The organism is Lentilactobacillus kosonis, from assembly GCF_003864335.1.
GTDB lineage: Bacteria > Bacillota > Bacilli > Lactobacillales > Lactobacillaceae > Lentilactobacillus > Lentilactobacillus kosonis.
Map to the genome: position 1 here is coordinate 473,979 of NZ_BEXA01000001.1, position 23,291 is coordinate 497,269.

Consider the following 23,291-nt stretch of genomic DNA (forward strand, 5'->3'; position numbering starts at 1 on the left):
ATGAATAAAAAATTCCCCCTGTGGATAAGTGTGCATAACTTTTGAATTTATTTTTAATCCACAAGTGTCTGTGGATAACTAATGCTTTAGGCAAAAGAAAATAAAGCGCTATTTTTTAGTTATCCACAGGGTGGTGAAAAGACAAATCACACTGTGTTTATTTGTGGATAACTTTGTAGAAAACCTGGGAATTAGTTTTTCGGATGCATCTAGTTATCCACAGGTTTATGCGCATGAAACATTTTTTTTATTTTTTTTTGGAGTTTAAATTACCTATTTCAATAATTTTGGAACTGTGGTATCATATTCGGGAAATGCATTTGACAAACAGATATTAAATGCTTAATTGCAACTTTCTATAGTAAAGGAGGATTCCTTCTTATGAAGAGAACATACCAACCAAAGAAGCGTCACCGCGCTCGCGTTCATGGCTTCCGTAAACGCATGAGCACCAGCAATGGTCGTAAAGTGTTAGCACGCCGACGTCAAAAAGGTAGAAAATCATTGACTGCATAGACCACTGACCTCAGTGGTCTTTTTTCATTTTTAAGTAAATTGGAGATGCACTATGCGAAAATCATATCGGGTCAAAAAAGAGGCCGATTTCAGGATGTCTTTGAGACTCATAACTCTGTCGCTAACCGTCAATTTATCGTATATACATTAGATAAACCAGGGCAACTACATTTCCGAGTGGGGATTTCCGTTGGAAAGAAAATCGGTAATGCAGTTCACCGTAACTGGGTAAAGAGACGTATTCGACAATCAATTTCAGAGCTAAAGCCGGATTTAAGACAAGATGTTGACTTCATTGTTATTGCGCGTCCGTCGACTGATCAAATGGCAATGAAAGATGTTAAATCAGGATTAGTTCACGTTTTGAAGTTAGCAAATCTTTTAGATCAAGATTACGATAGCGAGGAATAACGTTGAAAAAGAAAGTTAAACGAATAGTAACGCTACTTGCTTTACTAAGTATTACTTTAATTCTAACGGCCTGTAGTAATGCACCCATTACTAATAACAGTACGGGATTATGGGATGGATTAGTCGTCCTTAACTTCTCTAGGGCAATTATTTGGTTATCTAAGTTCTTTAATGATAGTTATGGAATGGGAATTATTATTTTCACTATCATTGTAAGAATTGTGATTTTACCATTAATGATTTACCAAACTAGAAGTATGCGTAAGACGCAGGAAATCCAGCCTCAGTTAAAGGAACTGCAAAAGAAATATTCTTCTAAAGATTCTGAAACGATGCAAAAATTGCAAGCAGAACAAAAGAAGCTTTATTTTGAAGCTGGTGTAAATCCAGTGGCTGGATGTTTACCACTTATTGTGCAAATGCCAATTATCTTTGCTTTATATCAAGCAATTTGGCGGACCCAGGTCTTGCGGAGTGGTTCATTTATGTGGCTTCAATTAGGTCATAAAGATCCATACTTCATATTGCCAATTCTTGCGGCAATTTTTACCTTTTTGAGTTCATGGCTTTCAATGAAGAGTCAACCAGAATCAAATTCAATGACTACCATGATGACAGTTGGGATGCCAGTGGTAATTTTGATTACTGCGATTAACTTACCTTCAGCGTTATCACTTTACTGGGTAATTACCAACGCATTCCAAGTTGGCCAAACCTTAGTTATTCAGAATCCCTGGAAAATTCAGCGGGAACGTGAACAAAAGGAACGCGCTGAAAAAGAGCGTCAGCAAGCAATTCAACGAGCCGTTAAGAAAGCTAAAAAGAGTAAGCGTAAATAATAAACAGACCGGAATTCACTTAATTAGTGCATTCCGGCCTTTTTAATAGCATAATGGTTATTAGCAACTATTATGTCAGCGATTAGTAAAATATTCTTACGAACATGATAAGAATCGCGTCATATCCGTAAAAGTCGTTTATTTGAGTGTTAAAATGTGCTATCATATTTCAGTTAAATTCGTTAGAAGAGGTTTGTAATGACTACTTATTCAGGAAAAACAATTGAAGAAGCAATCACGAAAGGTCTAAGTGACTTATCACTAAACCGGGACCAAGTTGAAGTAACCGTTAAAGTTCAACCTAGAAGCGGCTTTTTTGGAATTGGTAGAAAACTTGCTCAAGTTGAAATTACTAAGATTGAGTTATCCGATAATAGTTCAGATGATCAATCTAAAAACGTTGCTGTTAACCACTCAGAAAAGCAAGCGACTAAAGTCACTGTTTCACCAAGCCGATTAATCGAAGACGACGATGTGCAATTGGAAGCCTCTTTGACTGATATTGTTAGCGAATTAGAGGGCTACCTTAACGATGTCATTGATGCTATGGGCTTTGAACACCAATTATCAGTCGATCTAAAGAATCATCATTCTTTGTATGTTGATATTGATGCAGATGAATCTAAACAAAGTTTATTGATTGGTCATCATGGTCGAACAATCAATGCTCTACAGGGATTGGCTCAAATCTACGTTAATCGTTTAGGTGCTAATAACTTAAATGTTGTGTTGGATATTGCTAATTACCGTGACCGCCGGAGTGAGGCACTTGCTCAATTAGCAGAAAAAACGGCTAGAAATGCCATTGCAAATGGTAAGCCAGTTTATCTTAATCCAATGCCGGCTTTTGAACGGAAAGAAATCCACAATGTTTTAGCTGACAACGATCATGTCATTACTTATTCAACAGGAAGAGAGCCTCATAGAGTAATTGTGGTGGCTCCTAAATAAAAACAAATATCGTTTGACAAATGATAACCGATAAAATATTATAGTGGTAATCATTCTTATCTTAACTAGGTAAAGTAGTGAAAGTGCTTTATCCACGCCTATTTGGGCGTGGTGTAGGCACTTTTTTTGTTCTTAAAATGCTTTTGAGCATTTGGAGGTAATTAAAAAATGGTCTTAACAACAACAGAATTAGACACAATTGCAGCAATTTCAACTCCACCTGGAGAAGGTGAATTTCAATCATCAGAATTAGTGGTGAAGAAGCGTTAGACGTCGCTGAAAAATTGTATCGTGGTAAAAATCTTGCTAGTGTAGCTAGTAATACCATTAATTATGGCCACATTATTGATCCTGAAACTGGTGAAGAAGTTGACGAAGTGATGTTATCAGTGATGAAGGCACCACGGACTTATACGATGGAGGACATCATTGAAATCAATTGTCATGGTGGAATCGTCGCTACTAACCGGATTCTTCAATTGGTTTTAAGCAATGGGGCGCGGATGGCTGACCCAGGCGAATTTACTAAGCGGGCTTTCTTAAACGGCCGAATTGATTTATCTCAATCTGAAGCTGTAATGGACCTGATTGAAGCTAAAACTGATCAATCCATGAAGGCTGCGATTAGTCAGCTTGATGGGAATCTTTCCCGATTAATTAAGAACTTGCGTCAAGATATTCTTGATGTTTTAGCTCAAGTTGAAGTTAATATTGACTATCCAGAATATGATGATGTCGAAACAATGACTAGCCGACTACTTCGAGATAAGGCAGTTGATGTTCATGCTAGAATTGAACAGTTATTAAAAACTGCTAAGCAAGGTAAGATTCTTCGCGATGGTTTGGCAACATCTATCATTGGTCGACCTAACGTGGGTAAGTCAAGTTTGTTAAACCATCTCCTACATGAAGATAAGGCAATCGTGACGGACATTCCCGGAACTACTAGGGATGTTCTTGAAGAATATGTTAATGTTCGCGGAGTCCCGCTTAAATTGATTGATACAGCCGGAATACGGGATACCGAAGATAAGGTTGAAAAATCGGGGTTGATCGCTCACGGAAGGCGATTGAAAGCGCAGATTTAGTATTACTAGTAATTAATGCTAGCGAACCGTTGACGAGTGAGGATCGCGAATTAATCGAGCTCACTGATAATGGTCAGCGAATCGTTGTTCTTAACAAAACTGATCTACCAATTAAACTAGATCTTGCTGAGTTAAAACAACTTACTGGTAATCAGAATATGATTTCTACTTCAGCAATTGAGGCTGACGGACTTCAAGAACTTGAAGAATTAATTGCTAAAATGTTCTTTGAAGAAGGAATTAGTAGCAGTCAAAATAATGTGATGATAACTAATGCCCGGCATATTGGACTTTTAAATCAAGCTAACCAATCATTGGATAGTGTAATTCAAGGACTTGATCAAGGAATGCCAGTTGATTTAGTTCAAATTGATATGACTCACTGTTGGGATCTGCTTGGTGAAGTGACCGGTGACAGTTATCAAGATGAGTTAATTGATCAATTATTCAGTCAGTTCTGTTTAGGTAAATAGTGGTTTCATGTGAAACATTTGGAGGAAAAAACATTGGAAAGTTTACGTGTTAGCGATGTGAAAAAGTCATATCATGGTGAAGACTATGATGTCATCGTAGTTGGCGCTGGTCATGCTGGTTGTGAGGCCGCTTTAGCTGCTGCTCGAATGGGAAACAAGACGCTATTGATGACCATTAATTTGGACATGGTTGCTTTTATGCCATGTAATCCATCAATTGGGGGACCCGCTAAAGGAATTGTTGTTCGTGAAGTTGATGCCCTTGGTGGCGAAATGGGTCGCAATATTGACAAGACTTACGTACAAATGCGGATGCTCAATACGGGAAAAGGTCCCGCTGTGCAAGCCCTAAGAGCACAAGCCGATAAGCATGCTTACCATGCTGAAATGAAGGATACGATTGAAAACGAACCAAACTTGACCTTACGTCAAGGAATCGTTGACGATTTGATCGTTGAAGATGGCGAATGTAAGGGAGTTATTACTAATACTGGTGCTAAATATAGTGCCAAGGCTGTGGTAATTGCTGCTGGAACTGCTGCTCGAGGTAAAATTATTATTGGTGAGTTGATGTACGCTTCAGGTCCAAACAACTCACAACCGGCTGAAAAATTGACTGCAAACCTTGCTAATTTAGGATTTGATATGGAACGTTTCAAGACTGGGACACCGCCACGAATGGATGGAACGACCATTGATTATGCTAAAACAGAGGAGCAACCTGGGGATGAACAACCTAACCATTTCAGTTATGAAACCTCAGATAGTGACTATATTGATGTTAAAAACCAATTATCATGTTGGTTAACTTATACTAATGAAAAGACTCATGAAATCATTCGTGAAAACCTTGATCGCGCACCGATGTTTACTGGTGTAATCGAAGGGGTAGGTCCTCGTTATTGTCCATCAATTGAAGATAAAATTGTGCGATTTGCTGATAAGAGTCGTCACCAATTGTTCCTAGAACCTGAAGGTCGGAAGACTGAAGAATGGTATGTTCAGGGACTATCAACTTCAATGCCTGAAGAAGTACAACAAGATATTGTTCATTCAATTGCTGGATTGGAAAATGCTCAATGATGCGACCAGGATACGCAATTGAATACGATGTTGTGGCACCATACCAATTAAAACCAACTTTAGAGACTAAGTTAATTAAGAATCTCTATACCGCTGGTCAAACTAATGGTACTTCAGGATATGAAGAAGCTGCTGGTCAAGGAATTGTTGCCGGCATTAACGCTGGTCGTAGAGCCTTAGGTCAAGAGCCATTTGTATTGAAGCGCAATGAAGCTTACATTGGCGTAATGATCGATGACTTAGTAACTAAAGGAACTAAGGAGCCATATCGACTATTAACTAGTCGAGCTGAATATCGGTTATTACTTAGAAACGATAATGCTGACATGCGGTTAACTGAAAAAGGTCATGATTTAGGATTAATTTCTGAAGACCGTTATCAAAGTTTCCTAGCTAAAAAAGATGCTGTTGAAAGTGAATTAGATCGATTAAACAGAATTCGGATCAAGCCTTCTGATAAGGTTAATGAATTTATTCAGGCCCATGGGGACAAGCCTCTTCAAGATGGGGTTATTGCAGCTGTTTTCTTAAGACGACCATATGTCGATTATCAAACACTAATGGAATTTATTGAGGCTCCTGCCGAACCATTAAATCATCGAGTAATCGAGCAGGTTGAAATCAGAACTAAGTACGCTGGCTACATTGCTAAGGCTGAAGCTAACGTTGAGAAGATGAAGAAAATGGAAGAGAAACAGATTCCTGACCGGATTGATTACGCTGTAATTGACGGAATTGCCACTGAGGCTCGTCAAAAACTGGCTAAGATTCAACCACAAACAATTGCTCAAGCATCAAGAATCAGTGGGGTTAACCCATCTGATATCGCTATTTTAAGCGTTTATATCCAACAAGGACGAATTGCTAAAATTGATGTTCAAGGCGCTTAATAAATAAGAAAAAAGCACTATGATTAAATCCTCAATCAAGAGGAGCTATCATAGTGCTTTTTATTAAATATTTTGATTTTCAGAAATTTTTAGTGAACTGAATAAAATTAAGCTTAGTAAGATACAAGCGGTAATCGCGGCTGCCATTGGTAAATAAGTGGCAATTCCAAAGAGGCCAACAATTGGCGACATTAAGCTACCAATTCCATTTTGGGCTAAGCCAAACAACGCTGAGATGCTGCCGCTATTATGTGATCCCATGTTCATTACAATTGAAGTTGTTAGGGTGAAGAGAATTCCAAATTGCGTAACAATTAAAAATACTAAGACAATCACGACTGATAAGGAGCGAAACGAATACCAACTACCAATTAAGATGAATGCTGTAATTAATGTGGTAATCAAAACGGTTTTAGTTTGTTTAGCTTCTGAAATGCGACTAGCAAAAAATCCGGGAATGACTGATCCAATAGCGATGCCGATTCCATTTAGAGCATAGAGAAAACTGAAACTTTGCACGGACATGTGAAAATAATTTTGAAATACAAATGATGATGCTGAAATGTAGCTAAATAATCCACCGGTAACTAGCCCGGCAGAAATAATTAAGCGCAAAAAGCGACCATTTTTGATTAGATCACCAATTGAATTGATAGTTGATAACACGTCACCAGTTGATCTTTCAGTCGGCGGTAGGGTTTCCTTAATGCCACCAAATAGGGCAATGACCACAATTAGCCCAATAATTGCTAAAACCACAAAAATTCCCTGCCAGTTGGTAAACTGAATAATAATGCCACCGAGAACAGGTGATAATACGGGGAAAATCCCGTTCACCGCGGAAAGCATTGAATAAAATTTGGTTAATAGCGGGCCGCTGAATAGGTCTCTAGCGATTGCCCGAGATAGTACTTGGCCAGAGGAACCAGCGAGCCCTTGGATAAAGCGGAGGCTAATTAGTAAGTAAATTGAATTGGTCAGAGAAATTAAGAGTGAGACGATACCGAAAAGAGCAAAACCGATAATTAATGGTTTTTTCGACCGTATCGGTCACTTAGCGGTCCAACAACTAACTGTCCTAAGGCGAGGCCAATTAAACAGGCACTCAGGCTAAGCTGTAAGACTGATGTTTGGGTACTTAAGCTCTTAGCCATTTCCGGGAGGGCAGGTAAATACATGTCCATTGATAGCGGTCCGGTAGCACTGACTGTCCCCAAGATGATGGCCAACCAGACTTGTTTTTTACTGAAATATTTGTTTTCATATGCATTCTCCTAACACGACTTACTATAATACAGGGTTGCAATATCAATCGCAAATTAGTAAGAAGTGGTAAAGAGATGAACCAATTAATGATAGTGTGATAAAATATACACTAGTTGTGGCCTACCTAGGTAGGTTACTTTATTTAAAGGAGTTTAATAATGGCAAAGAAGTCAAGAGACAATCAAAAAACATCAAATTCAGCATTTAGAGAAGTTATGAGCTGGGTGATTCCGGTCGCTGTCGGAATCATAATCGCACTCTTGTTAAGACAATTCGTGGTTACTTTCGCAAGGGTTGATGGACCTTCAATGGAACCCAATTTAGTAAATAATGAACGAATGGTAGTGTGGCGACAAGCTAAGATCAAGCATTTAAGTGTCATCGTATTTGATGCTCATGGAGTTGATCCAGAGGCTACTAAGCCAAATACCGATTACGTTAAGCGAGTAATTGGGATGCCAGGTGATACGGTTTCAAGTCGAAATGGTAACATCTATGTTAATGGTAAGAAGATTAAGCAAAACTTTATTAGTAAATATCAACGAACTACGGGAACTGGTGATTGGAACTTGAAGTCATTATCTAAGAGTGGCCAAAAATACTAGTTCAGTTAAGGTCCCTAAGGGAGAATATTTTGCTTTGGGTGATCACCGCAGTGTTTCGAATGACGGACGTTATTGGGGATTTGTTCCCAAGAATAAGGTGCTTGGTGTTGCCAAGACTTTCTTCTGGGAAACAAATAAAAACAAAACGAAATAACGTTAATAATTTAGCTTACTAAGGTAATAGAGGTCCGGATTTATTCCAAAGGAATAAATCGGACTTTTTGTAAGCTTCGGGGGGAAATGATTTAATGATTGATCTAAACGAGCTTTATAAAGAACTAAGTCGGAACTTAGGACCATCGGGTTGGTGGCCAGCAGATTCCAAAGAGGAAATCATTCTGGGGGCCATTTTGGTGCAAATACTAATTGGAACAACGCTGATTTAGCTTTGACTGAACTTAAACGGTTAACGGAATTAAACCCACAAAAAATAATTAACCTAACTCAGGATGAGTTGATGCAGATCATTAAATCTAGTGGCTTCTATAAGAATAAGTCCCGGGCCATTTTGGCAACTTTTGAATGGTTAGATAAAGAAGGATGGGACTATGATCAAATTAGTGAACGCTATGGTTCTAAGCTACGAACTGAGTTATTAAAAATTCCGGGAATTGGGAATGAAACGGCGGATGTGTTTCAAGTTTATATTTTTGATCGACCAGTGTTTATTGCAGATAGCTATACTAGGCGATTATTTGCAAAGTTAGGATATCAAAAAACGAAAAATTATACAGAGTTATGGAAGCAAGTCACGTTGCCAGATAACTTTACGTATCAGGATGCCCAAGAGTTTCATGGCCTAATTGATAATTTTGGTAAAGAGTATTTAAGGTATGATGGGTTGTTTGAGAAAAGCTTCTTGGCAGGTATGAAATAAAAAGAGTTGTGAAACAATGCAATTGTTTCATAACTCTTTTTAACTATCAGTAATAGTGGGTATTTTTGGCATAATAACTAAACCTTGTATGTCGACAAAACACTCATATATTTTTTATAAGCGAATAGTTTTATTAATTAGTACCAATGAATGTTATCTTTTTAGCAATAATTCCAGGTAACTTTGTTTTGGTATTATTAGTGCTATCAGTTGATGTAAAGCCATTGTAGCCGACACCAGAAACGTTGATGATGTCGTCTTCTTGAGGATCGTAATTCATTTTATCTTCCAAATTTGAAGGGATTGCAATAACGATATCGTGGTCGTAATTCGCGTCGGTTAACGTAACTAATGTAGCATTAGTATCGTCATCGATTTGAACATTAGCAACCGACCCCTGTACAGCAACGTTTCTAGCAAGATATTGTTTTGAGTATCGAGAATAGTTTGCAATATCAACAGATGTATACGATGAGCTTTTTGATGCATTGGATAATATATTGTCATAGTAGCTTTCATCGGGATCGTTATCATCGTCAGATTGACTATCATCATCTTCAAAACTACTACGAATTGTTTTAGCTTGTGATTCAGATAATGTAAATGTATGGCTCTTACCATGATCTTGAATTGCATCAGACATAGATGAACTAACTTCATCGATTCCATCTTCAACTGATGCTGCTTTGAATAATTTTGGAGATACAGCCACGATCTGAACCGTTGCTGTGTCTCCCTTTTTTACAGTATCAATGCCTAAAGTTGCATCGGTTCCCGAAACCCCAGCATAAAAATGCCCTTTATGAACTTTGACGTAGACGTATCACTGGTACCAGTAATTACTTGTGAATTTAAATCTGTACCTTCGTTGGAAATTCCGACGATATAGTATCCATTAGGAGCCTTAGTATCTCCTTGGATTCTCCAGCCATCATTATTGCTATTTCCTGAAACATTTTTGATGTTTACCGTAAAATAATTTGGTTGTGATTTAGCCTTACTGGCACCACATCCAGAAAGTAAGCTTAAAAATGAAATCGTAACCAGTAAAATAATTGCGTTGTATTTCTTCATAACCGTTCTCCCAAGCGGTATTTTGCCGACAAAAGCCAGAATACTATACTTGATGGCATGATGTAAATTTATTTTTTTAAAAACTAATCTGTGTATTAAGAAATCTAAACTACGATTGTCTTTATGGAAGTTTGTGGAGGCATAAAAAAATCGTGAAACATAATTTGTGCTTCACGATTTTTAGATCTCGGTTTGGTTATATTTCTTGATAATTGGTTGATCAGTCACATCTAGGATAGCGAAGCTACCGTTCTCCGGTTGGTCGATGAATGAACCTGGTTTTGAGTAGATACCAGCAACATTTCTGATGAATGTTCCATGTGAAACAACTAGGGCAGTTTCACCATCTTGAAGTTGATTTTGGAGCTCACTAAACGCGGTTTTAATTCTTGTCTTTAATTGTTCACCAGTTTCAGCTTCCTTGAACGGATCCGCATCGTTCATGAAATCGCGAACGGCAAGTAGGCCATACTTTTCAATTAATACGTTTTGGTCAAAGCTCCCATGGGGGCCACCAATCTGGTTCCAAGTGAGGACACTGTCAATGCCTTCAAATGATCCAAAGTAGACTTCACGGAAGTTTTTATTAACTGAGGGAGTTACTTTAGAAACTTGGTTCTCAGCAAGAATTAAGTCACGAGTAGCGATTGTTCTACCTAAGTCAGAACTGATGGCGATATCAAAATGAACCTGGCTGAGCATCTTACCTGTTTTAATTGCCTGCTGTTCACCAGTTTCGGTTAGGGGGGAGTCAACCCAGCCCTGCATTCTTCTGAAGTGATTAAGAATCGTTTGACCATGACGAACTAGATAAACTGTTTTCATAATTTTTCCCTTCGAATATGATTTACCATTATTTTAGTATATTCTACAGGTTTTAGCTATCAAGCTTGAATTGAATGGGCATCGATTGCTATAAAATTAGTGATAATTTGCTTAGCAACTTCCTCGTCAGTCATGATGGATTCGGGATGAAATTGCACGCCGTAAACGGCGCGTTGTTCATCTGAAATAGCCATGATTTCTTGGTCATCTGTGACAGCATCAATTTCTAAATCAGGAGACAATGGTCCGTGTGCGACAGCTAATGAGTGATAACGGGCTGCTGGGAACACGTTAGGACAATTTGCGAATAGTTTGGTGCGGTGGATCAATGTAACGTCAGATGGCTTCCCATGCATTAAATTTTTCGCATGGATCACTTTACCACCATATGCTTCGGCAATTGCTTGATGACCCAAACAGACGCCTAGTATTGGTACTTTACCAATGAATTGGTCGAGGACGTCCATGAGCTTACCTGCATTTTCAGGCCTTCCGGGTCCGGGTGACAGAATGATATGTTCAGGATTGAGTTCACTAAGGCGATCAATCTTAGAATTATCATTTTTTAATACCTTGATGTTGCCATTGGTTAAGGTACCAATCAGTTGGCTGAGGTTATATGAAAAACTATCATAGTTATCAATTAGAAAATTCATGGGCAGGTTCCTCCTGTGAAATTGAGTAAAGTGAATTTACTACGCCGCGGGCCTTATTATTAAACTCTTGGTATTCATATTTAGCGATACTATCGGCAACAATCCCAGCTCCAGAGTGGATAACTAGTTGGTTACCTTTTCGATAGACTAATCGAATACCAATACATAAATCTAAATCACCATCAAATCCAAGGTAACCAATTCCACCACCATAGATTCCTCGCTTATTATTTTCAAGCTGAGCAATGAGTTGCATCGCTGATACTTTTGGTGCTCCTGATAAAGTCCCGGCGGGTAGAACTGCGTCAACGATGTCCATAGATGTAGCTTTCTCAGAAACGATACTTTCAATGACTGAACCTAAGTGCATGACATTGGCAAACTTTAACAAATTCCGAGCCGAAACAACTTTAACTGAGCCGAATTTACTAACGCGACCAAGGTCGTTTCTCCCTAAATCAATTAGCATATTATGTTCAGATAATTCCTTTTCGCTGGCCTGTAGTTCGTTAGCGAATTTTTCATCCTCAAAGACGGTTTTACCACGTCGGCGGGTGCCAGCAAGTGGGTATGAAAAGAGACTTTGATTCCGTTTCGTAATCAGAGTTTCGGGCGAAGCGCCCATTGATTCGAAATCATTATGATGAAAATAAAATTGATAGGGTGATGGATTTTGTTTGAAAATTGGTTGGTAATTCCAAGCAATGAGCCAGAAATGGTTGCTGTTTGAGGGTTGGAAAGAATCAATTGGAAAATATCACCATCAATAATGTGTTGTTTGGCGTTACTGACGCGTTCTGAAAATTCCGGCAACGAGAATTGATATTTTAATGGGGTTAATTGTGGTTTGGCAATCGATTCATGGGTAACCAAGTTGAGTATTCGGTGTTTAATATTCGTTAACTCAGTGATGGTTTGCTTAAAAAGCGCTTCAACTTCAGTTGCTTTAACTAGCTTGCTAAGCGTGACTTGATTAGTGGCATGATTGTAACTGATTACGGTTTTAACTAGCATTAAGTCAGCATCAGCCAATTGGTGAGGATCGGCGACTGATTTAATCTTCGCAGTGGTTGCATATCTTGAGTAATCATAACTAAAGTAACCAACAAGGCCACCGGTAAATGGGGGTAATTCTGCGATGCTAGGGGCGCGATTCTGGTCAACTAAGTCATCGATAAATTGATGAAGATCATCGGTTCTAATTTGGGGGCAACCATCGAAATTATCAATGGTTAATTGGCCGTTTTGATAGGTATAGCTGGCTTCTGGATTTAGACAAACAAAGGTGTAGCCATCTTCATTTTCCTTAGGCTTGCCAGTCATCACAAAAGACGGCTTACCTGGAGTTTCGAATGATCGCATGATATTCAAGGGGTCGAATTCGGTTAGTTTAAAACTGATAGTAATTGGTAATAGGGCAAAGTTATTTTTTAATGGTAATAGTTGATCAATATTCATAATGATTTCCTCCGTTAAATGTTGTCATTCGCTAATTTAACGGGAATTGCCATCGCTTAGTTTTCATATTAAGTGCCTCCTGACTAAAAAAATCCGCCCTAACAAAAAAATGATTGTTAAGGACGGAATTTCCGCGGTGCCACCTTAATTCAGCGTCGTTAACTTTGTTTTCAAGCCAAAAAGCGCTGCCCTTGATGAGATATCAACATACCTCTGACAGCTGACGTGTGTCGTTACGTTTTCTCGTACTATTGTTCAGAGAAACCCTCGGTGGTCCATTTAGTTAGTTGCGTTCGGCTACTTCTCAGCGACTGTAACTCTCTGTGCGAGCATACTAACCTTGATCTCCACGTCAACGGTTTAACGGGCGGGTAAATTTATATTGGAATTACGATAAGATTATTATGAGAGAAAGTCAACCCACGATTAGAAAAAATAATTTAGGGGTTGACAAGTCAGATAAGTAATATTAGACTTCATAACAATTAAATTAAAACTTAAACAGGAGATTCTAATTATGCAAACTAATTCACTAACAATTGCACAGTCTTATTATTTTTGGCCACGCTAGTGTCTACGACGTACAAGTTGCAGGCACACCGTCTACAACTTGTGCGGCCAAGGTTTGTTGAGCATAATTTTTGGTCACACAGTATTTAAAACCACTGTGGGGCCACTTCTTTCCCAAAATTTCGCCACAGTGAATTTAATCACTGCGGGGTTTTTTATTTAACAAAATTTAGAGATGAGGGAGATCATATTATGATTATTATTATGAAACCAGGACAAGAAGTAACCATTCAGGAAATTAACGAACGCCTTTCGGGAAAGGTATCAGTATTTACTCATGGCAATCGGGTTGCCATTCAAGGAATCGACCGAGACGGCCTAAATGAACAGGAACTCCGAGCCGCCGAACGCATTATTGAGAATCATCCTGCTGCCATCCAAGGAAGCCGGGAATTTCATCCCGAAGATACGATTATTAAGACTCCTAATAGTTTAATTGGTGGTGATAATTTCACTATGATGGCTGGACCATGCTCAGTTGAATCATCAGCCCATGTCCGAAAAATGGCAGCCGTTGCTAAGGCTGGCGGAGCAACGGTGCTTCGTGGTGGTGCGTTCAAACCGCGAACCTCGCCCTACTCATTCCAAGGATTAGGCGAAGATGGATTGAAATTTTTACGTCAAGCTGCTGATGAATTTGATATGGATGTCCTGACTGAAGTAATGGATGAAGACCATGTTGAAATGGTTGGCCGATACACTGATATTTTCCAAATTGGTGCGCGAAATATGCAGAATTTTTCATTGCTAAAGGCAGTTGGAAAAACTAATATTCCCGTTATGCTAAAGCGGGGGATGTCAGCTACCGTTGATGATATTTTAAATGCTGCGGAGTACATTGCTGCCGGTGGTAATACTCAAATTATGATTGCTGAACGAGGAATTCGGACATTCGATAATAAGTACACCCGAAATACGTTAGATGTTGGTTCGGTTCCGGTATTACAAAAGTTATCTCACTACCCAGTAATTGTGGATCCCAGTCACGCTGCGGGTCACACTGAATTCGTGACTAAAGAAGCATTAGCTGGAGTAGCGATTGGAGCTAGTGGATTAGTTGTTGAAATCCACGATGACCCGGCCCACGCATTTTCAGATGGTGCTCAAGCATTAAAGCCGGAAGAATACCAAGCAATGGCAGATAAAGCCTTTGCAATCCGTGATCTAGTGAGTCCAGCAGTGGAAGTGGTGGATGCGTAATGGAAATTTTAGATGTTAATATTATTAATCATCCCTACCAAGTCAAAATTGGGGAAGGATTATTAAAAAATACTGGTGAGTTGGTAGCAGCCGTTTGGCCAACTAGAAAAGTTGCGTTAGTCAGCGATGACAATGTTGCTCCTCTATACCAAGAACAGGTGGCGGCTTCGCTTAGTCAATCTGGTTTTCAAGTATTTACTTATCAATTCAAAGCTGGCGAAGAGTCAAAGTCACTGATAGTATTAGGTGAATTGGCTACTCAAATGACGGCTGATGGCTTCAACCGAGATGATGGAGTAATTGCTCTAGGTGGTGGTGTTACCGGAGATTTAGCCGGATTTTTAGCGGCCACTTACATGCGGGGATTAGCACTGATTCAAATTCCAACGTCATTATTAGCTCAAGTTGATAGTTCAGTTGGTGGTAAGACCGCAGTCGACTTAGGAACTACGAAAAATATCTTAGGATCATTTCTTCAACCAGATTTAGTCATCATCGACCCCAATACTCTGCAGACTTTGGAGCAACGGGATTTAGTCGAGGGATATGGTGAAGTGGTTAAGGTGGCGGGACTAACCGATCATGATTTGTGGCAATTAGTTGAAACAATTAATTCACCTGCAGATATTCTTGAGCATGCCGAAAAAATCAGCGAGCTGGCGATTAAGTACAAGGCCGAAGTCGTTGAAGCAGATGAAAAAGAAGGCGGCCTGCGTCAACTTCTTAACTTTGGTCATACAATTGGTCATGCAGTTGAAGCCTTAAGTGACGGTGGTTTACGTCATGGTGAAGCTGTTGCGATTGGAATGGTTGCCATTAGTGAGGTATTTACAAATCATGGATTAACTCCGCAATCAGTAACTGATCAACTAACAGATCGATTGGTGGCAGTTGGATTGCCAGTAGCATTACCTAAATTAGATACGAATAAAATCTTATTAAAAGTTAAAAATGACAAGAAAAGTCATGCTGGGCATTTAAATTTGATTTATTTAAAAGCAATTGGTAGTCCTGAAATCAAGTCGGTTGAGTTAACTGAAGTTGCCAATTTTCTTAACCTAGTCAGTTAACAAATTGGAAACTAGTGAATAAAAATCGTTTGACAAACGAATTGGTTATGAAATATTATTTAAGGATATCAAACGATGATTAAACGGCTACGAAGGAAAGAGTAGCGTTCAATATCAGATTAGAGAGACTCATTACAGGTGAAATTGAGTTACTGAAATTGGATGGTGAAAGTAGTTTCTGAGCTGCAAATGCGAGAGGAATTTAGTGTTTGCTGGGTGCGCCCATTACAGCGCCAGTGTATCGCGATACGTTGCCGTACACAGAAAGATAATAACCGTGAAGTTATTATAAATTTGGGTGGTACCACGAAGACTAGATTAATTCGTCCCTTGGAATAAATATTCCAAGGGACTTTTTTTATATCTTTAACTGAAAGGGGTAAATTGATATGAGATTTGCATCTGCTGGCGGCATTAGTCGAGTCATTAACAATAAACTTGATGATATCTTATGGCTTAAAAAGGAGCAATTAACTTGAATAATCAACCGAAAAAATTAGGTTTTAAAAATTATATTATTATTGGTTCACTGCTGTTTGGGATGTTTTTTGGCGCTGGAAACTTGATTTTCCCAATTCATTTGGGGCAACTTGCCGGGTCAAATTGGTTAGCAGCGGGATTTGGTTTTTTACTTACTGGAACGATATTACCGTTACTCGCAATTATTGCAATCAGTGTTACCCAAAGTTCTGGAATTTATGAATTGGCTAAACCAATTGGTAAACGTTACGCAACAGCATTCATGCTATTGATTTGTGCCACATTAGGACCACTGTTTGCAATGCCAAGAACAGCAACTGTACCATTTCAAGTGGGGTTCGCTAGTCATGTAAATGAATCGAGCCAATCACTATGGCTATGGGGATACACATTAATTTTCTTTGGTATTACTTATTGGGCTTCAAGGAAACCAACCAACATTATGAATACCGTCGGTAAGTTATTGAATCCGGTATTCTTAATTTTATTAGCAATTATTTTTGGCTTTGCATTATCCAGACCGATTCAAGGAAATAATCAAGTTGTTCCAGCAGTTGGCTATGACCACGGAGCCTTATTAAATGGATTTATTCAGGGTTACAACACGATGGACTGTATTGCAGGACTCCTCTTTGGCATCACAGTCGTGGCAGCAGTAAAGGGGTTAGGGATTAAGAGCCCCAAGGAAATTTCAATGGCAACTTTGAAGTCTGGATTATTGGGAATTGGTCTTGAAGCAGTTATATATGTTGGTTTAATTTGGTTAGGTTCAACCAGTTTAACGATGTATAAACCGAGTGTGGATGGTGGAATTGCATTTAATCAAATAGCTAACCACTATCTAGGATTTGGTGGTCAAATTATGTTAGCGATTATGGTTACGTTAACTTGTTTAACAACTGCGGTTGGTTTAGCAGTCTCTTTTTCCGATGCATTGCATAAAAAGTTTCCTAGCATTTCTTATCGGACATTCAATATGATAGCAATTGGCTTTTCATTTGCGTTTGCTAACGTTGGGTTAGATACAATTATTGCTTGGTCAATGCCGATGCTGATGTTTTTATATCCATTAGCGATTACCCTAATTATCCTATCGATAGCATCACCATTATTTAAACAAGATCATAAAGTATATAGTTGGACAACTGGATTTACGTTGGTACCGGCATTATTAAGTGCAATCGCATCAGCGCCAGCAATTATTTCAGAATCTCCATTTGCTAAAGTTGTGTCGCAGTTGAATAATTTTTTACCTGGGGCTGATATGGGGATGGGCTGGTTAATTCCATCAGTGATCGGATTATCTATTGGACTAGCTCATTTTGGGTTAGGGTTAGTAAAACAAAGAAAAAAATTGGCGATGACTACTGATTCAGAACGCCATTAAAACTGTGGATAACTTAAAAATCTGCAACATCGGAAGTTATCCACATGTGAATTTGTTGGCGGAATAATATCTATAATTGATTATGAAAATTAAATGTTATGTTTTCATTTATTCGTGAAAGCGTAGATTGTTCATTTTCATAATTAAGTGAATACTAAATAAAAAACCGATCTCACATTAATTGTGAGACCGGTTTTTGTTAGCTCTTAAAATACATCCATTGTGGTGTATTTTTGTTGTAAGTCATTGAAGTCATATTGTTTTAGATTTTGAATATCTTCGCGACCGTTAAAGAAAGCGGTATAGCTACGAGATAACATTAAGTTAAGTTTATGAGCTGTTTCAAATTGAACCATAATAACAGGAGTGTTGTTTTCGAAGGCAGCACCAATTTCGAAGATGGTCCCAGAATCTGGTTCAGGGTTTCCTTCTTCATTTTGATAGTCTAAGATAGCGACAACTACGTCCGCTTTATGAACTTGGCGCATATCTGAAGCAAATACAGCATCTTGCCATTTAAAAGATCCAAATGGTTCAGATTCGAATTGATGGTCTTCGGGAATGAAGATACCGTCGTTATCGATAGTTGGGTTCTGTTTTAGAAGCTCAACAACCTCTTTAATACGATTTTTTTGACCTTCTGAAAAGAATGGTGATGCTAGGTAAACTTTGTTTTTGATATTCTGCCATAATTTGACCCCTTTACTTAATTAATATTCTTTTATTGTACCAACCTCCAATGACTTTCCCAACAGTTTTTTAATTATTCGTGACCACAACTTTGCCAATCATCTGGTTAGACTCAACTAAAGTGTGGGCCTTGCGCAAGTTTTCAGCGTTGATTGGTGAGAGGGTTTCAGTAAGGGTACTTTTGATCATTCCGTTATCCAATAACTGCGAAATCTTAGTTAAAATTTCGTGTTGGCTAATCATATCGTCAGTTTGATATTTTGACTTGGTATACATCCATTCAAAAGCAAACGTGGCCCGTTTTTCCTTTAAAATATTTAAATCTAAGGGTTGTTTACTGCCAGTGATTGAAACAATCTTGCCGTTGGGAGCAATTAATTCTGCAAACTCTGACCAATGTTGGTCTAATCCCTTCAAATCGAGAATGTAGTCGATATATTCATAGCCTAGATCTCTAACTTCGGTCACAAAGTTTTTATGATGATCAACGGTTTGATCGGCTCCGTGTTGGATTACCCAATCGATGGTTGCCGGTCTAGAAGCGGAAGCAATGACTGTGAGACCGGCTAAGTGAGCTAATTGAGTGGCTATTGAACCGACGCCACCAGCTCCGTTATTGATTAATAGGACCTTTCCTTTATTGGCTTCAGGATGGTTGAAATCAATGCCTAACTGTTCAAAGAGTGCTTCCCAGGCAGTTAATGCAGTCAGTGGCATAGCTGCCGCATGAGCATCATCGAGTTTTTTAGGCGCTAAGCCCACAATCCGTTCATCAACTAATTGATATTCGCTGTTACTTCCAGGGCGAATAAATGAACCAGCATAAAATACTCGATCACCTTGCTTGAATAAAGTAACCTGATTGCCAACTTCAGTGACGATTCCGACTGCGTCCCAGCCAATTACTTTTGGTGAAGTTAGTGATTCTGAGTTTGTTCTGACCGCGATATCTACTGGATTAACAGAAACGGCATCTATTTTGACTAACAAATCGTGGCCACTAGCAGTGGGAGTTGGTAATTCAAAATCGAATAAACTTTGTGGATCGTCAATTGGCAGGTGACGATCATAACCAATAGCTTTCATAAAATGACCTCCAAATGTGGGTTTGAGAATATGGTAATTTAATAACTAAATCATAGTTTATAAAAAAGAGGTCATCAAGTTTATACGCTCGATGACCTCTTTTGTTTATTACCAGCCAATTTTACCAGCGTTAGCTGGGAGACTAACCTCACCATTTTCGACGGCGGTAAACGCGTCATCAAGAACTGAGAGAGCGGTGTCCAGTTGGTCTCTAGTAATTACCAATGGTGGTTGGAATCTTAGAATATTACCACACAGTGTAATTAATACAACACCATGTTGGAAGGCGTAGTAGATGACCTTAGTTGCAAAGTCAGGATCAGCTGCCTGACTTTCACGATCCTTAACTAATTCGATGCCACCATTAAGGCCCCACATGCGAACATCACCGATGTTGGGATGGTTTTGCTGCATTTCCAGAAATTTTGCTTTTGCATATTCGCCATCGACCTTGGATTTATTTGCTAGTTCATCATCTTCCAAGATATCTAAGGTGGCTAGAGCAGCGGCACAACAAACTGGATTTGCCGCTGTGGTAAAGGTATTAGCAGGTGCTTCAAGGCTTGCCATTATCTCTTGCTTACCAATCACAGCACTGAGCGGCATACCAGCAGCGAGTGATTTCCGACGGACATTAAGTCTGGCTCAATTCCAGGGAATTGCTCAATGCCCCACATCTGACCAGTTCGGCCAAGTCCTTGGTTAACTTCATCAACCGCAAACAAAATGCCGTGTTCGTGACAAAAGTCATAAATTAGGTGCATAAATTCTGCTGGTGGTTTGATTAAACCACCGTCGCCCTGGATAGGTTCAATTAACACGCATGCAACTTCGTCAGAAGGTAAGAATGATTCAAATGGTTTTTTAAATGAATCGAAATATCTTAGCGCGACATCATGTTCGCTTTCATTAGGAAGTCGCCGATAAAGGTCAGGATAAGGGACGTGAACGATCCCAGGTAGCATTGGTCCCATTTTTCTGGTCATGTTCAAACTAGTTCCAGACAAGCTCATAGAGCCATAAGTAGAGCCATGGTATGAACCCATAAACGAGACGACATATTGGCGACCAGTGTAACCACGAGAAAATTTGATAATAGCATCATTTGCATCGGAGCCACTTAAACCGAAACTAACTAGTTTTTTTGAAGTACCCGGGGCTAATTCGGCTAACCGTTTTGCTAATTTCATCTGTGGTGTGTGATGAAAATAAGCGGGAGTGTAATGAATGAGTTTTTGGGCCTGATTAGTGATGGCGTCAACGACCTTTGAGGAGTATGGCCAACGTTAATGGCGGAAGCACTGGCTAATAAGTCAATGTACTCGTTTCCATCCACGTCTACTAGTGTTGCATCATGAGCATGATCGATCACCAAATCATAGTAATCAATCCTAGAACAGTCAGCGTTATACTTACGCTCATCGTTGATTAAAGCAGTTGCTTTTTCCAAATGATTCATAAATCAGCCCCCAATTACTATTTAAAATTAGATTTAATTATTTATCTTCACGACCAGCATTTGAATGTCTGATTCCGTATGCGAAGTAAATGATGGCTCCAAGCACAAACCAACCAAAAGCATATGTTTTAGCTTGAATATCTAATCCCCAGAACACTGCAAGAGCACCTAAGAATCCTAAAGCGGGCAGGATTGGATAAAGAGGCATTTTAAAGCTAGGCATTGGAATATCTTTACCTTCTCGGGGCCGTAAAGCATATACCCCGAGGGAAACGAACATGAAGGCAATTAAGGTTCCAGCTGAAATTAATTGAGCTAGAAAAGCAAATGGGAAAACTGACCCAAGAATAACTCCAATAATTGTCAGGACGATCAATGCTCGGTTTGGCAAATTATTAGTTAGCTTACCCAACCATTTAGGAAGTAATCCGTCACGACCGAATGAGTAAATCAAACGAGAACCAGCTAGCATCATTCCAATTAAAGCAGTGAACATTCCAACGACAGCGATTGCTTGAACAATCGCAGCCACAGTGCCATGACCACTTTCACGTAAAGCCCAGCCAACAGGTTCAGCGTTGTTAGCGTATTTAGTGTAACTAAACATTCCGACCAGAACTAAGGAAACTGTCACGAACAGAACAACGGCGATCAATAGTGATCCTAAAATTCCGCGAGGCATTGTTTTTTGGGGATTCTTAGCTTCAGCAGAGTTTGCGGCAATTGAATCAAAACCGATATATGCTAGGAATATTTCGGAAACCCCAGCGTAAATGCCTTGCCAACCACCAAAGGCAGAACCATCAGGATTCACGCGGTAGTGAGGGATAAATGGAACATAATTTTGGACATGAATTGCGGTTAAACCAACAATAATAAATACAATAATAGCTAAAACTTTCAGGACAACTAAGGTGTTTTCTACCCTGGCAGTTGAAGATGCACCGCGAGATAATAAGGCTGCAACAATCAAAACAGCTATGACTGCGGTGATGTCAATTAATCCACCATTAGATCCAGTGGAAGCTGCAGATAGGGAGGCTGGAAGTTTTAAGCCAATCGTTCCTATCAATCCCTGGAAGTTTGCGGAAAGTCCAGACGCAACAAAGGCAACTGCAATGAAGTACTCGGCTAATAGTGCCCAACCAGCAATCCACCCCCAGAATTCACCAAAAACAACGTGAATCCAAGAATACGCTGACCCAGCAAAAGGCATTGCCGCAGACATTTCAGCGTAAGCAAACGCAACTAACGCAGCAACGATACCAGCAGCAACAAAGGAAAGTGCAACAGCTGGACCGGAATGTTCCGCCGCCACGACCCCAGGTAATGTGAAGATAGATGTAGAAACGATGGTTCCCACTCCTAAGGCCAAGAAGTCCTTAGTGGTAAGACTTCGAATTAGATGAGAGTCTTTATCCTGGTATACTGTTGGGTCTTCCTTACGAAACATTCGTTCAGTAATTTTGCTCATGTAAACACTCCATTTCAAAAATTATTAGAAATTTGTGGTAATTATAATTTTCCATGTTTGCAGTAATAAAATTCTTGATTACCGTTAAAAATAGGGAATTATTAAAGAATCCACACATAAATATTATCGCACTATTTTAACGTAATTCGAATTAGACTGTCAATGATTTTCTAATCGTTTTCTAATCTAAAATGATTTGCTCAATCAAGCAGAAACCAATATAATGGAAACTGCAAACTTAAAACAGATGTTGTGAGGCGAAATTAATGAGTTTAACCATAAAAGAAATTGCGGACCAATTAAACGTTTCGAAGACAGCGGTTCGTAAACACATGGATGATAGTTTTAGAGATACATATACTGAGAAAGATGGGAATAAGATTCTCATTACTGACGAAGGGGTCGACGAACTAAAGCAACAGTTCGCAAACTCCAAAGCAACAGAGAACGAAACCAAGAATATCTCGGATGAAAATGATAAAGCTGACCATCAGGTAACAGCTGATCATGCGCAATCAGATAGTAATTTTCCGGTTGCTAATCCTGAAGAATACCAACTATTGTCTGAACAACTTGATGAACAAGTTAAGCAATTAAAGGCTAAGGATAAACAAATTGCTGAGCTTCACCAATTGTTGGATCAATCTCAACGTCTTCAATTAGATGTCCAAAAGAAGCTGAAGCAATTGGAGTCTAAGGCTGAAGAACAAACTAAGGCAATTGAAACTACTAGTGCTAATGATGAAACAACAGTTCAGGCAGCGCCACAAACTAATGACAGTAATTCTGACTTGACCGATGATGATAAGCGTCACTGGTGGCAAGTTTGGAAGAAGGACTAATTGAAAAAGTCTGGTTAAATA

Annotated in this window: 16 protein-coding genes, 7 pseudogenes and 2 other annotated features; of the genes and pseudogenes, 13 read left to right on the top strand and 10 right to left on the bottom strand. The window is 39.2% G+C overall.

Features of this window, described 5'->3' with window-relative positions:
• Positions 1-381 precede the first annotated feature (381 nt).
• The 6 genes and pseudogenes from rpmH to mnmG all read left to right on the top strand — a co-directional run bounded on the left by rpmH (position 382) and on the right by mnmG (position 6,251).
• Positions 382-516 (top strand): 50S ribosomal protein L34, encoded by a 135-nt coding sequence (gene rpmH, locus NBRC111893_RS02475; RefSeq protein WP_035166548.1) that lies wholly within the window; start codon positions 382-384, stop codon positions 514-516.
• Between the two features lie 52 nt (positions 517-568).
• Positions 569-927: pseudogene (rnpA, locus tag NBRC111893_RS02480) on the top strand (ribonuclease P protein component).
• A gap of 2 nt (positions 928-929) precedes the next feature.
• On the top strand, positions 930-1,766 hold the full coding sequence (yidC, locus tag NBRC111893_RS02485) for a membrane protein insertase YidC (RefSeq protein WP_125007852.1): 837 nt from the start codon (positions 930-932) through the stop codon (positions 1,764-1,766).
• 198 nt (positions 1,767-1,964) lie between these two features.
• On the top strand, positions 1,965-2,717 hold the full coding sequence (gene jag, locus NBRC111893_RS02490) for an RNA-binding cell elongation regulator Jag/EloR (protein ID WP_125007853.1): 753 nt from the start codon (positions 1,965-1,967) through the stop codon (positions 2,715-2,717).
• 168 nt (positions 2,718-2,885) lie between these two features.
• Positions 2,886-4,278 (top strand): annotated as a pseudogene (gene mnmE, locus NBRC111893_RS02495) (tRNA uridine-5-carboxymethylaminomethyl(34) synthesis GTPase MnmE).
• A 33-nt stretch (positions 4,279-4,311) separates the two neighbouring features.
• Positions 4,312-6,251 (top strand): annotated as a pseudogene (gene mnmG / locus NBRC111893_RS02500) (tRNA uridine-5-carboxymethylaminomethyl(34) synthesis enzyme MnmG).
• Positions 6,252-6,314: 63 nt separating this feature from the next.
• Here the strand turns inward: mnmG and NBRC111893_RS02505 are convergent.
• Positions 6,315-7,435 (bottom strand): annotated as a pseudogene (locus NBRC111893_RS02505) (multidrug effflux MFS transporter).
• Positions 7,436-7,732: 297 nt separating this feature from the next.
• Here NBRC111893_RS02505 and lepB point away from each other — a divergent pair.
• The 3 genes and pseudogenes from lepB (at position 7,733) to NBRC111893_RS02515 (ending at position 8,999) form a co-directional block, all read left to right on the top strand.
• A pseudogene (lepB, locus tag NBRC111893_RS02510) lies at positions 7,733-8,298 on the top strand (signal peptidase I).
• Between the two features lie 72 nt (positions 8,299-8,370).
• Positions 8,371-8,508 (top strand): hypothetical protein, encoded by a 138-nt coding sequence (locus NBRC111893_RS12055; protein ID WP_369689683.1) that lies wholly within the window; start codon positions 8,371-8,373, stop codon positions 8,506-8,508.
• A 2-nt stretch (positions 8,509-8,510) separates the two neighbouring features.
• Complete coding sequence (locus NBRC111893_RS02515) at positions 8,511-8,999, top strand: deoxyribonuclease I (RefSeq protein WP_369689684.1); 489 nt, start codon at positions 8,511-8,513, stop codon at positions 8,997-8,999.
• Between the two features lie 133 nt (positions 9,000-9,132).
• Here NBRC111893_RS02515 and NBRC111893_RS02520 read toward each other — a convergent pair whose 3' ends face one another.
• The 5 genes and pseudogenes from NBRC111893_RS02520 to NBRC111893_RS12330 all read right to left on the bottom strand — a co-directional run bounded on the left by NBRC111893_RS02520 (position 9,133) and on the right by NBRC111893_RS12330 (position 13,012).
• Positions 9,133-9,711 (bottom strand): hypothetical protein, encoded by a 579-nt coding sequence (locus tag NBRC111893_RS02520; RefSeq protein ID WP_125007854.1) that lies wholly within the window; start codon positions 9,709-9,711, stop codon positions 9,133-9,135.
• A gap of 44 nt (positions 9,712-9,755) precedes the next feature.
• Positions 9,756-10,073 carry a hypothetical protein gene (locus tag NBRC111893_RS02525; RefSeq protein ID WP_125007855.1) on the bottom strand — a complete coding sequence of 106 codons (318 nt, stop codon included), beginning with the start codon at positions 10,071-10,073 and terminating at the stop codon, positions 9,756-9,758.
• Positions 10,074-10,253: 180 nt separating this feature from the next.
• Complete coding sequence (locus tag NBRC111893_RS02530) at positions 10,254-10,898, bottom strand: histidine phosphatase family protein (protein ID WP_125007856.1); 645 nt, start codon at positions 10,896-10,898, stop codon at positions 10,254-10,256.
• 59 nt (positions 10,899-10,957) lie between these two features.
• Positions 10,958-11,554: an anthranilate synthase component II gene (locus tag NBRC111893_RS02535; protein WP_125007857.1), complete on the bottom strand. Its 597-nt coding sequence runs from the start codon at positions 11,552-11,554 to the stop codon at positions 10,958-10,960.
• Positions 11,538-13,012: pseudogene (locus NBRC111893_RS12330) on the bottom strand (anthranilate synthase component I family protein). Before NBRC111893_RS12330 ends, NBRC111893_RS02535 begins: the two are co-directional and overlap by 17 nt.
• Positions 13,013-13,127: 115 nt before the next feature.
• Positions 13,128-13,377 (bottom strand) — a binding site (T-box leader).
• A gap of 397 nt (positions 13,378-13,774) precedes the next feature.
• Between NBRC111893_RS12330 and aroF the strand changes: the two are divergent.
• From aroF to brnQ, 3 genes are all read left to right on the top strand, one after another.
• Positions 13,775-14,782, top strand: coding sequence for a 3-deoxy-7-phosphoheptulonate synthase (gene aroF, locus NBRC111893_RS02545; RefSeq protein ID WP_125007858.1), 1,008 nt, complete (start codon positions 13,775-13,777; stop codon positions 14,780-14,782).
• A complete protein-coding gene (gene aroB / locus NBRC111893_RS02550; protein WP_125007859.1) occupies positions 14,782-15,852 on the top strand; it encodes a 3-dehydroquinate synthase in 1,071 nt (356 codons plus the stop codon). Before aroF ends, aroB begins: the two co-directional genes overlap by 1 nt.
• An 80-nt stretch (positions 15,853-15,932) precedes the next feature.
• Positions 15,933-16,186 (top strand) — a binding site (T-box leader).
• Positions 16,187-16,327: 141 nt separating this feature from the next.
• Positions 16,328-17,719: a branched-chain amino acid transport system II carrier protein gene (brnQ, locus tag NBRC111893_RS02555; RefSeq protein ID WP_125007860.1), complete on the top strand. Its 1,392-nt coding sequence runs from the start codon at positions 16,328-16,330 to the stop codon at positions 17,717-17,719.
• Positions 17,720-17,925: 206 nt separating this feature from the next.
• Here the strand turns inward: brnQ and NBRC111893_RS02560 are convergent, their stop codons facing one another.
• The 4 genes and pseudogenes from NBRC111893_RS02560 to NBRC111893_RS02575 form a co-directional block, all read right to left on the bottom strand.
• Positions 17,926-18,399, bottom strand: coding sequence for a nucleoside 2-deoxyribosyltransferase (locus tag NBRC111893_RS02560; protein WP_125007861.1), 474 nt, complete (start codon positions 18,397-18,399; stop codon positions 17,926-17,928).
• A 79-nt stretch (positions 18,400-18,478) separates the two neighbouring features.
• A complete protein-coding gene (locus tag NBRC111893_RS02565) occupies positions 18,479-19,495 on the bottom strand; it encodes a zinc-binding alcohol dehydrogenase family protein (protein ID WP_125007862.1) in 1,017 nt (338 codons plus the stop codon).
• A gap of 108 nt (positions 19,496-19,603) precedes the next feature.
• Positions 19,604-20,954, bottom strand: a pseudogene (locus NBRC111893_RS02570) (aspartate aminotransferase family protein).
• A gap of 37 nt (positions 20,955-20,991) precedes the next feature.
• Positions 20,992-22,428, bottom strand: coding sequence for an APC family permease (locus NBRC111893_RS02575; RefSeq protein ID WP_125007863.1), 1,437 nt, complete (start codon positions 22,426-22,428; stop codon positions 20,992-20,994).
• A 266-nt stretch (positions 22,429-22,694) separates the two neighbouring features.
• Here NBRC111893_RS02575 and NBRC111893_RS02580 point away from each other — a divergent pair, with 266 nt between their 5' ends.
• Positions 22,695-23,270 carry a DUF536 domain-containing protein gene (locus tag NBRC111893_RS02580; protein WP_125007864.1) on the top strand — a complete coding sequence of 192 codons (576 nt, stop codon included), beginning with the start codon at positions 22,695-22,697 and terminating at the stop codon, positions 23,268-23,270.
• Positions 23,271-23,291 lie beyond the last annotated feature (21 nt).

Excerpts from the sequence above, each read along its gene's own strand:
- aroB (WP_125007859.1), top strand. The coding sequence starts at position 14,782 with ATGGAAATTTTAGATGTTAATATTATTAATCATCCCTACCAAGTCAAA.
- NBRC111893_RS02580 (WP_125007864.1), top strand. The coding sequence starts at position 22,695 with ATGAGTTTAACCATAAAAGAAATTGCGGACCAATTAAACGTTTCGAAG.
- rpmH (WP_035166548.1), top strand. The coding sequence starts at position 382 with ATGAAGAGAACATACCAACCAAAGAAGCGTCACCGCGCTCGCGTTCAT.
- NBRC111893_RS12055 (WP_369689683.1), top strand. The coding sequence starts at position 8,371 with ATGATTGATCTAAACGAGCTTTATAAAGAACTAAGTCGGAACTTAGGA.
- NBRC111893_RS02565 (WP_125007862.1), bottom strand. The coding sequence starts at position 19,495 with ATGAAAGCTATTGGTTATGATCGTCACCTGCCAATTGACGATCCACAA.
- aroF (WP_125007858.1), top strand. The coding sequence starts at position 13,775 with ATGATTATTATTATGAAACCAGGACAAGAAGTAACCATTCAGGAAATT.
- NBRC111893_RS02525 (WP_125007855.1), bottom strand. The coding sequence starts at position 10,073 with ATGAAGAAATACAACGCAATTATTTTACTGGTTACGATTTCATTTTTA.
- jag (WP_125007853.1), top strand. The coding sequence starts at position 1,965 with ATGACTACTTATTCAGGAAAAACAATTGAAGAAGCAATCACGAAAGGT.
- NBRC111893_RS02535 (WP_125007857.1), bottom strand. The coding sequence starts at position 11,554 with ATGAATTTTCTAATTGATAACTATGATAGTTTTTCATATAACCTCAGC.
- NBRC111893_RS02575 (WP_125007863.1), bottom strand. The coding sequence starts at position 22,428 with ATGAGCAAAATTACTGAACGAATGTTTCGTAAGGAAGACCCAACAGTA.
- NBRC111893_RS02530 (WP_125007856.1), bottom strand. The coding sequence starts at position 10,898 with ATGAAAACAGTTTATCTAGTTCGTCATGGTCAAACGATTCTTAATCAC.